This window comes from Halocynthiibacter namhaensis (genome assembly GCF_000812685.1).
GTDB lineage: Bacteria > Pseudomonadota > Alphaproteobacteria > Rhodobacterales > Rhodobacteraceae > Halocynthiibacter > Halocynthiibacter namhaensis.
The window spans coordinates 1-10,124 of record NZ_JWIF01000053.1 but is presented as its reverse complement, the minus strand read 5'-3'; the positions used below and the strand labels follow the sequence as shown (position 1 = coordinate 10,124).

Sequence of the window (10,124 nt, the reverse complement as noted above, 5' to 3'; positions counted from 1 at the left end):
GAATTTGGGTGCGTCAGGGAATTACTGGAGCGACATCTACCTTTGATGTTTTTGTTGGTGATGGTGTTGTTGTGACAGGTGGTCAGGGTGTTGATTCAGCTGGTATTGAGATCGACAGTCAGACTGGAAACACGGGTATTGTTCAGATTGCCAATGGCGCGACGATCGGTGTGGGTGTAGGTGCACGTGCTGGCATTTGGGATAAGGATGGCGATGCGATCGTCACCAGCGCAGGTCTGGTAAATGGTGTGCCAAATGGTATTGCGATTGATACTGGCGACGGGGAAGACACTGTAAACCTTATCGCCGGTAGTGTGACCAATGGGGATGTCGATACGGGGTCTGAAGATGACATTGTAAATGTGGTTAGTGCCACTTCGGGCGTTTTGGCCACTCTGAATGGTGGAATTATTACAGGCAGTGGCGAGGATACAGTTATCTTGGCGGATGGCAGTGTTGTCACCGACGGATTAGATACCGGTGATGATAACGACACCTTTACGATTGGGTCGAACTCTGCAGATGTTGCGAGTTTGGCGGGCGGTATCGATGCTGGGTTTGGTGATGACTCCGGTGCGCTGCTGATGGGCAGCGTTGTTGCGGGTGATATCCTGATGAACCGCGGTTCTGATGATCTAACCATTGATGGTGGCGCTGATATTACGGGTGCCACGATGATTGATGGCGGCGATGATGCATCTATTGCGGATGGTGAAATCGATATTTTACATCTGAACGGCGGCACGCGCAGTTTTGACGGTGGTGATTTGACCAACTGGGAAACTGTAAATTTGACTGGCGGTGCGGATATTACGTTTAGTGGTAGCGCACTTGTGACAGGTTCAGCAACCGGGACAGGTCCACACGGGCAACCTTATGGATTAACTGTACAAAGTGGTGCGACCGCGCGGTTTGATGGAAACTTCACTGTTGACGGAAACCTGAATAACGCCGGAACAGTTGATTTGACACTGGACGGTGCGGTTGGGACCCAGTTGAACGTCCAGTCCAATTATGTAGGAACGGCGGGTTCGTCTTTTCTGATCGATGTGAATTTGGATGATGGTGGCCCTGATAACGCCCCTGCGACGGACCTTACGCGCAGTGACCTTATGGTGGTTCAAGGGAATGCATCCGGATCAACCAATGTTTTTGTCAGTAATTTGGCTGGGTTGGGTGCAATCACCGATATTAACCAAAATGACATAGTTGACCCTGGTGAAGGGATTCTTTTTGCGCGGGTGGAAGGGACCTCAACAGCGGGGCTATTTAGCCTTGGTGGGCCTGCAACAGTCGGTGCTTTCACGTATGACCTTGTCGCATTGGATCCTGCAAATGATCCGAGCAAAACGTTTTGGGAATATGTCTTGGCCAATCGGTTCTCTACTCCTAGCGAAGGGTATGAAACATATCCGCGCGCTGTGATGTTTACGATGCCCACTTTGCACCAACGTGTTGGCAATCGCCACTGGAAGGGGAATTTGCAGCCTGAAGTCGCGGGAACGGAAATTTTCTGTAAAGATCCTGAACAAAACTATCGCTGCACACTGACTGAAGAACAGGCTTCTTATTATGATGACGAAATACTGATCGAAGAAAACAGTGGGTGGGTTCGGATCGTCGGCAGCCATGCCCGTATTGCACCTACGTTTTCAACGACGGGCGTAAACTACAACATTGAAACTGTAGAAATTCAGGCAGGCATTGACCGCTTGCTACGTGAAAGTGACGAGGGCAACAAGTGGATCGGTGGCTTGAACGCTCAGATCAGTACGTCCGGTGTTGCCGGTACGGATCCAAGCGGTGACGCATCGATGAAAGCGACCGGTTTGGGCATTGGCGGCCCGCTGCCCTACTATAAGCCAAACGGGTTCTATACTGATATCCAAGCACGCCTTATGGCGGTTAGCACTGATTTTTCTTCTGCCTCGTCGGGCAGCTACGATAACGCACGCGCCGTTGTGGCTTCGGCCTCTGTTGAGGTAGGCCGTAAATATGAATTCGGTGATGGCTGGCGCGTTGTGCCCCAGGCACAGCTTACTTATACGCAAGCGCGTTTCCGTAGTTTTGTTGACACAGTTGGCACTGTCGTAGAGCCAGATAACGCTGAATCACTGAAATTGCGTGTCGGGGTTAACGTTGGACGTGAACGTGCGTGGGAAGCTGACAATGGCACCACACGTCGTCTTGAAGTTGAAGGCGGCCTCAATCTGCATAAAGAACTTGCCGGGCGTACACGCGTGAATGTTTCAGGTACGCCACTTTACAACGAAGAAGAAGACACGACCATCGAGGTCACCCTTGGCGCAACCTATAACTGGAACGACGATCGGAATTCAGTTTACGGTGAGGTCGGTGTATCAACGGGATTGCGTAACATCGGACGCAGCCGTCGGATTTCAGGTACAATTGGCTTCCGCCGTAAGTGGGATTGATTTAAAGTACCGTTTGACCTAACAACTGGGCAGGTTGTTAGGTCAAAACTGTATTATAATTTTCACATTAGGTTGGAAACGCCGATTGACTTTTGAATGAAGCGATGGGACGTTGCCTAGAACGCTATGCCCTCTCTTTGGTAAAACCCTAAGTCTTCCACATGTTACTCGCACGCATCGCATACACATCTTCTGTGACAAACGCCTATTGTATCTCAGGGGGGGCTGCATTGAGGTTTCGAAGGGCCGCTTTCCACCCTCGGTGACAAAACCCAACTTCCGCTTTGGGCTGGAAACAGTCATTGCGGCACATTTTCGGGGCCCCGCGCGCTCTTCACCTCAGGTGTCGCTAATAATCCTCATCTATAACAACCACCCCCCTTTTGTTTTGCCCGGCCTTCTTTTATCCATGTCCACATGACCGATGAAACGCTCTCAGAGGCACAGTTGCTCCAAATGCACTGGATGGAGGTGTATCTCCGTTTGCCGGAAGGCGGGGTCGTTGAGCGCTTTTCTGATGAACTGGAATGCGAAGACCGGCTGAAGAAAATTCGATGGCCAGACGGCCCGGTTTGTCCGAAGTGCGAACAAAGTAATTTTGGGTATCACGAGACCCGTAAAATCTATCATTGCCGTATCTGCCTGACCCAGTTTTCAATGACGTCCGGAACTCTTCTTCACCGCCGGCGCCTGGATCTGTTGGTCTATTTCAAGCTGGCGGAAGAATTTATTGAAATTGAGGCCGCCCGGTTAAAGTTCAGCAGACCCACGGGGCATGAACTTAAAGATCGGTATTCCATTGCTTACGCAACGGCATTTCGTTTGCGAAAATATCTCGTTGAAGACTTGTCACGCCCACAAGGGGGCATTTTAGGACAATGTGTTTGCACGCAGGAAATTGAAATGCCTCCGGATGTGGACCGAGGCACGGCCGTGTATTTGCGGTGGTTGAACGATGAAGTCGAGATACGGCGTTCACGTTCCATTGGTACAATTTCCAAGTATCATTGAGTAAACTAGACAATCTATTCACATTTTATCAGGTGCAACTCCTTCCTTTGTCGATTTCCGAATCCTAACTCCTTCTCAGAAGACACAACCCACCAGCTTCAACAGCGGCGGGGATTTATAAGGAGACAAGGATGGGTGGCCAAATGTGAATATTGAGAAGAGAAAAATTCTCGCAATGTATTGATAAAAAACAGTAATTGACTCGAATCTGCTTGGGGTATTTCTCTTCGGCGTGAGTTTCGAAACGCTGTTTTCCGGTGCAGATGGGTTTTCGTTTTTGCGGCAAAGATGCGCAGGCCCGAGTGTTGAGAATTAAGTGAAACGTTCAAAAATTGGTGGGCGTCGGTACTCTAATTACCGGTCCCCTTAAATCAGAAATTAACTCATCCGCACTTGCGCATGAGATTGGAGAAGACATGTCACTTCCACTTGAATGGGATACATCCCTCGGCAAGACGAAAAAACAACCTGCGTTGGTTGTTGATCCGGTTCACGGCGTTTTGCCATATGACGGATTTCGCAATCCGCTGACCCGCAGCAATACAGCACATCGGATCTCGATGGCCATTGCGACGCCTGCAACAAAGGGGCAACGCAAGATCTATCATTTCGATGGCGCACGGGAAATGGCCGTTGCGCTGGAAGCGCTGCTGTCGCCGGAATTATATGGCCTGGAGGTGCAACTTCCGCCGGTTTTCTATCGTGGCGTGAATGGTAAATTGCGTTCACACAGTTTTGATCTGCGGATCACATTTAGGGATGGATACCGCAGGGCGGTATATGTCCGGCATGGGCGAAGCCTTGCGCGACCGGAAACACAAGATGAAATCGAGGCCATTTTTGCAGCGACACCCAAGTCATTTGCCGATGACAAAATCGTCGTGAACGGCGATCAATACACGAAAAGATATCGCGACAATCTTCTGCGCATCTGGAATTCTCTAAATACACCGTATCCTGATATTGATGCACAGGTTCTGGAGTGCGCCAGAAACACCAATTTTTGGCTCATGAGTGACTTAATCGCAAAATGCCATCTTTCGTCTGCTCAGACGTTTCAGGCAATTTTCCGGCTTATAGGACAGGGTTATCTGAAAGCGAACTGGAATGCGGTCATCTGTCGTCACTCCAGGATCTGGATCGGCTGATGGCGAAACACCCTCTATTTAAAGTCCTACAGGGCTCGGAATTGGTGCTCGATCGCCGCCATTGGCGCGTGGTCGGGAAAGACCGTACAGGCTATGCCGTAGAGGGTATCGGTGATGGTGAATGCACGTCCTTGTCGTTCGAGCGGGTTGATGATGCAATTCTCAAAGGAGATTGTGAAGTCATCACGCCGAAACTGGCGGAAAATAAGCGGAAGTTACTGGATTACACTGGCGGCATTGAACGACCCGAACAACTTCCCGCGCAAGAACAACGTGATATCCGGGCTCGCCTTGGCCTCATACATGCTATGGACGCACTGGAGAAAGAGCGGGGAAAGCTTAGCCAAAACTTCCTGAAACGACGCGACATACGGCGTCACCTGCGTGCTACGGCATGTGAACTGGCAAAAGACCCACATCTATTTCATGACGTTTATATTGGCAGCGCCTCCATGCCACATGTCTTGCCGACAGGTCGTACGCTTCAGGAAATGCGCAATCGGTACATTGAATTTGGTCGGGATCCCATTGTTCTGATGCGCCGGCATCATCGGAAGGGGCCACCAATTGATAAAAGGGGCCGCTTAAGCGCGCTACAGGAGCGGTTCATCGACTATGTCCTGAATCTGGTGGATGAAAAGCAACCTAAACTTGCTGAGCTGTACGAAGGCGCCATCGAGGAATTCACGGTGCCTGAGACAGATCTTCTTCAGGGCTTCAGGCCTCCTTCGATCACCACGATCCGCACCCGTTACAAAGCGCTTACACCTGTAATTCGAGACATTTCTCGCAATGGTTCCCGCTATTCTCAAAACAAGTACGGAGCTGGATCTACTGAGGTGTCCGCATTGCTGTTTGGTGAAAAATGCGCAACTGATCAGGCGTTGCTGTCAATTTTTACGAACGCCAAGGGCCAAGTGGAGGTTAAAGAGCTCAACCCTAAAAAAGATGGTACTCCGCTTGAAGAGAACGAAGTCAGGCGGTTGTGGATGTTCTTCATGATTGATGTGGCGACACGAATGCCGCTGGCATGGCTCCTTTCAGAAACAGCAGATAGTGATCATCATAAAAAGCTGTTGCGGATGGCAATGCGGGATAAATCCCGGGAAAAAGTTCGTTATGACTGCAAGCGGGATCCTGCTCCACCTGTTCACCTGACACTGACAAATGCTGACAACGGCACCGCGACCCGCAATTCCGCCGTGTATGCCAGCCAGTTGGGCATGGGCACGATTGTTAAAACAGGGCGCACGTATAATTCTCCGGATAACACATATGCTGAGCGGCCATTTGGAACTATGCAGTGGAAGGTACTTAATCTTCTGGATGGATATGTTGGGAGTAAACCGGGCGAATTGAACGGCTATGATGGTCAGAAGAACGCCAGAATTAGCCCAGATGCTTTGATGGGTATCATCACGCGCTTTTGGGTCGATGAATATCCATATACACCGCACAATGGTACAGGAATGCATGGCGCCACCCCATGGCAGAAGCTCGAAGAAGTCATGGATCTTTCTGAAGGCATTAATGCGCCGTCATCTGAAATGCTGCGCGTTCACCTTGGTGAAAGCAAAGAAGTGTCAACGACATCTGAGGGCGTGAAGATTTTCAATATTCCATATAACTCGACCGCACTTCAGAAATTTGCAGGGGGGGAGTCAAAGAAAGTTACCGTGTTGTTAAACCCTGACGACCTACGCAAGGTTAGCATCGTGAGTGAGGAAACCACTGACGTCATTACTGCGCATTTAACGATGACGACCTTTGCAGATCTGTCTTTGGCAGAGGCTGTCGATGATATGCGCAAAGCAATTGAAGACAATCCCCAAAAACGTCAGCTGCATGAACACCACATGAGAGAAGCGCGCGGACGACGTGCCCGGGAAAGCGGTTTCTTTCCGGATTCAACTCTTCCGGATGCCTATGAAAGGATCGACAGAATTCGTGAGAAGGCAGCAGAAATAGCGCATGTGGAAATCGTTTCACTACCGCGGTCAGGGCCAACATCCGCGCCAGGAGGCATCATGGACAGAAGCGCAAACGCGCCCATGAATGAAGTCACATTGCCGCCGTCACAGTATTCGGAAAATGTGGCCGATGTCGTTGAAGTCGTGGACACACCGCCCAAACCTGAAACGCCACAACAGGCCGAAAAACCAATTTCGGATGCCGTGGAACCCATGTTCGCACCAATTAAAAAGAGCAAGCTATGAGCAGATTTGTAAATGAAGCCTATCGGAATGCCGCGGCCAGGAATGGCAGTCGCCTATATCCATTGGGCCGGGCGGACATATTGATAAAGGAATTTGGACGCGTATTTGGCACCCATCTGGGTCATCTTTCTTCCGGTGGGCACTTCGAAGCCGATGGTCTGCTGATTACAGGCCAGTCTGGCAGTGGAAAAACCACGGAAATCAGGTCACTTATTAAAGGGTTCAATGAAGATGAAGTGGGGCTGCCCAATGGGAAACCTGCACGCTTCGCCGAATGTTCTCTGAAGGGTATCAGCACCTGGAAGGATCTGGGGCAAAGCTCTGCAAAAGCAATTGGGTATCCGATTAACCCGAAGGCCCGTCTCAGTCAGGGCCAGATCTGGGATGTCGTGATCAGAGAAGCAAAGCTTGCTGGTGTCGTGGGCATTCACTTTGATGAGGTCCAGCACATGTTCAGGGGGAAGAATGACGAGGCAATCCTGGCTCTGTTAGATTCCTTTAAAGGGTTGATGAAAAACCATGACTGGCCCTTGATGCTGATCTTCTCCGGGGTGCTGGAATTAGATGGGTACATTAAACGGGAACCTCAGGTTTACAGCCGTTTAACGACCTTGCCATTTGACGGTATTGAACCTGAAACCGACCGTCAGATTGTGCATGAAATCGTTGGTAGTTACGGGCATGTTTCAGATTTGGAAATCGACACAGATCTGATGACCCTGGATTTCCTGGATCGTCTGATAACTGCCGGGGCGTATCGTTGGGGATTGGTCATCAAGCTGGTAAAGCTGGCAACAGCTGCAGCACAGGATGCCGGTTCATCTCAATTAACGAGAGATCATTTCGTCGATGTTTGGGTTAACAAGACCAGGGTTTCCAGGATTGCAACGCCGTTCCTTCACAGCGGATATGACACCATGTATCGCAAAGAGAACCCGTTCATTCTGGCGTTTGCCGAATAGCATCCCTTAAAATTCAAAACCTTACGCCCGCATCAGTGATGCGGGCTTTTTTGTGTGTGCCCAACGGGAAGAATAACTGCAAAAAAGATTCAAAAAAAATTGCGCAAACTTTTGCTTTCGTGCGCAGACTATTGCTTTTCCAATATTTTGGATACCTTTCAACTGATTGATTTTATGGGTAAAATTTACCTGGGAGAATCGCGTGTTTTTCGTACTGCGCAGACATTTCCTTTCGTTGTCAGCTGTGCCAAAAAAAGCAGAAGTCTGCGCGAAAGAAAGCAATAGTCTGCGCAAACGGGTCTTGGGTTATCTTGAAAACAGCGTTTCATCCTTGTTTTTCATTTTGAAAACAACGCCATAACCCAATTTCACTTTAAGCTTCAGCTTTCTTCCTACGCTGACATATCCCACCGATTTGACAGATGGCTCTTGTTGCTCTCTTTGTCACAGCACAGGTTCCGGAACCTTTCATACTCATCAGCCGCTATAGCTCGCCGCGCCAAATTAGACAGAGGTGCGGGCCAGCTTAGACAACCGCGTCAAATCAAGCGATGATATGGGAAAACGTCGGTGTGCGGACGAACCCGCCGTTGCGCGTTACTCGTGCAGATCATCTTTAGGCAGGCTTTCTGCCCATTTGGTCGACCAAGTGCCAAACGGTTTGAGTATCCCGAATAACTCCAAGCCTGTGGCGGTAAGCTGGTATCCAGATGCCCCCCGTTCGACTATCCCGCTTGTTGTCAGCTCTTTCAAACGGCGGTTTAGCACTGTCGGGGATACCTTCTCGCAGCTCTCTTGAATTTGGCGAAACGTCATACCCCCATTTGATAGTTGCCAAACGACACCAAGTGCCCAACTCCGCCCTAATAGATCAAATAGGGCCATGATCGGCTTTCCGGTTTTTGACCCCCTGACAGGATTTCCCGGCGTTGGAATTTGTGACGGCATGGCGATCCCTTTCTTGCTACTTTTTTCGTAGCGATATATGCTATCACTAATGTAGCAAATATTTTTGGATTTACCATGCTTATTCTTCCCATTTTGGCGGCTGTGACTGCGTCCTTCGGTTGGGCGACCGGAATAGTATTAGCGCAAAGCCCTGCACAAAAACTTGGTGCGTTTGAATTCACACGCATCCAACTTATCGCATGCTCAGCAATTCTTGCAGCAATCTGTACTGTAATGGGATACTGGCAAAATGTCGCGTGGGGATATTGGCCGTCCTTCGTGGCAAGCATCTGTTTTGGCATTGTTCTAGGCAATCTTGCGATGATTGAGTGTCTGCGCAGAGGAGGTCCAAGACGTACTGAATTGCTTTTGTCGCTCAAAGCGCCCTTGGTCGCGGTAATGGCATATCTGTGGTATGGAGAAGCGCCATCTGGCATGGATTTGTTAGGGGCATGCATAGTTCTTTCCGGGGTTTTCACCGCTATAATTTATGCCTCAAACGAAAAATCCAAAAGCGATGCGACAACAGGAAGCCTTGTGACGATTGTGCTGCTTGGCGTAGTCGCAACAGGGTTCCAGGGGTTTGGTTTTCTCATAATAAAACCCGCTCTATTGGCAGGTACGGAGCCTATTGCCGCATCCGCTATTCGCCTCTTGGGCGCAGCATTTCTGATCTCGGTCGTTGCACTTTGGTCTTGTCCCGCTTACGTTCCGGTCTCTGAACTCATTTATGCGGCCTTTCGCTCAAAAGCCAAGGGACTTTTCCCGCCAAGCGATGAGTGGCGACGGCGCGGGTTATAGAACCCGTTGATATACTGGAAGATCGCGCCTTCAGCCTGACGGCGTGTGTCCCAACGGTTGCGCCAAATCAGCTCAGCCTTAATGGATTTGAAGAACGTCTCGACCATAGAATTATCATAACAATTTCCCTTGCCGCTCATCGAGACCTTGAAACCGTGCTTGGACAAGCGCTTCTGATACTCATTTGAGCAATATTGTGAACCACGATCCGTATGGTGAATGCAATCCTCCGGTGGTTGGCGCAAAGCAACGGCCATATCTAACGCCCGGATTGCCAGATCCTTCTTCATGCGGTTACTGATAGCCCATCCGATGACGCGGCGAGAATACAGGTCAAGGATGACGGCAAGATACAGCCAACCTTCGCTGGTCCAAATGTAGCTGATGTCGCCAGCCCATTTCTGATTGGGGCCAGTCGCTGAGAAATCTTGATCCAACAGATTTGGTGCAATGTTGAACGTGTGGTTGCTGTCCGTTGTCGCCTTGTATTTCTGGGTTCTGATGATCTTGATGCCATTCTCGCCCATCAGACGTCCGACCCTGCGATGGCCCACCGGTAATCCCAATTCTTGCAGTTCCTCGGTTATCCGAGGCCGCCCATAG

General features: G+C 49.9%; 8 protein-coding genes. 6 read left to right on the top strand and 2 right to left on the bottom strand.

Going from position 1 to position 10,124, the window contains the following annotated elements:
• From RJ38_RS07910 to RJ38_RS07890, 5 genes are all read left to right on the top strand, one after another.
• The coding region (locus RJ38_RS07910) for an autotransporter family protein (RefSeq protein ID WP_156121807.1) at nucleotides 1-2,435 on the top strand (2,435 nt) is incomplete at its 5' end.
• 417 nt (nucleotides 2,436-2,852) lie between these two features.
• Nucleotides 2,853-3,446 (top strand): transposase, encoded by a 594-nt coding sequence (locus RJ38_RS07905; protein ID WP_082005675.1) that lies wholly within the window; start codon nucleotides 2,853-2,855, stop codon nucleotides 3,444-3,446.
• A 335-nt stretch (nucleotides 3,447-3,781) separates the two neighbouring features.
• Nucleotides 3,782-4,594 carry a hypothetical protein gene (locus RJ38_RS07900; protein WP_238321665.1) on the top strand — a complete coding sequence of 271 codons (813 nt, stop codon included), beginning with the start codon at nucleotides 3,782-3,784 and terminating at the stop codon, nucleotides 4,592-4,594.
• A complete protein-coding gene (locus tag RJ38_RS18095; RefSeq protein ID WP_052245282.1) occupies nucleotides 4,594-6,810 on the top strand; it encodes a Mu transposase C-terminal domain-containing protein in 2,217 nt (738 codons plus the stop codon). Before RJ38_RS07900 ends, RJ38_RS18095 begins: the two co-directional genes overlap by 1 nt.
• Entirely contained in the window at nucleotides 6,807-7,772 is a 966-nt protein-coding gene (locus RJ38_RS07890; protein ID WP_039018332.1) for an ATP-binding protein, read from the top strand. Before RJ38_RS18095 ends, RJ38_RS07890 begins: the two co-directional genes overlap by 4 nt.
• A gap of 597 nt (nucleotides 7,773-8,369) precedes the next feature.
• Here the strand turns inward: RJ38_RS07890 and RJ38_RS19225 are convergent.
• Nucleotides 8,370-8,657, bottom strand: a complete 288-nt coding sequence (locus RJ38_RS19225; protein WP_272945939.1) for a winged helix-turn-helix transcriptional regulator — start codon at nucleotides 8,655-8,657, stop codon at nucleotides 8,370-8,372.
• Between the two features lie 138 nt (nucleotides 8,658-8,795).
• Between RJ38_RS19225 and RJ38_RS18485 the strand changes: the two genes are divergently transcribed.
• The gene (locus RJ38_RS18485; protein WP_082005673.1) at nucleotides 8,796-9,521 is read left to right on the top strand and encodes a DMT family transporter; all 726 of its coding nucleotides are present in this window, start codon (nucleotides 8,796-8,798) and stop codon (nucleotides 9,519-9,521) included.
• On the opposite strand, the gene RJ38_RS07880 is transcribed toward RJ38_RS18485, so the two are convergent.
• Nucleotides 9,449-10,124, bottom strand: a 676-nt coding sequence (locus tag RJ38_RS07880) for an IS3 family transposase (RefSeq protein WP_039018330.1), incomplete at its 5' end; no start/stop codon positions are given. The genes RJ38_RS18485 and RJ38_RS07880 overlap by 73 nt on opposite strands.

Excerpts from the sequence above, each read along its gene's own strand:
- RJ38_RS07905 (WP_082005675.1), top strand. The coding sequence starts at position 2,853 with ATGACCGATGAAACGCTCTCAGAGGCACAGTTGCTCCAAATGCACTGG.
- RJ38_RS18095 (WP_052245282.1), top strand. The coding sequence starts at position 4,594 with ATGGCGAAACACCCTCTATTTAAAGTCCTACAGGGCTCGGAATTGGTG.
- RJ38_RS07890 (WP_039018332.1), top strand. The coding sequence starts at position 6,807 with ATGAGCAGATTTGTAAATGAAGCCTATCGGAATGCCGCGGCCAGGAAT.
- RJ38_RS19225 (WP_272945939.1), bottom strand. The coding sequence starts at position 8,657 with ATGGCCCTATTTGATCTATTAGGGCGGAGTTGGGCACTTGGTGTCGTT.
- RJ38_RS18485 (WP_082005673.1), top strand. The coding sequence starts at position 8,796 with ATGCTTATTCTTCCCATTTTGGCGGCTGTGACTGCGTCCTTCGGTTGG.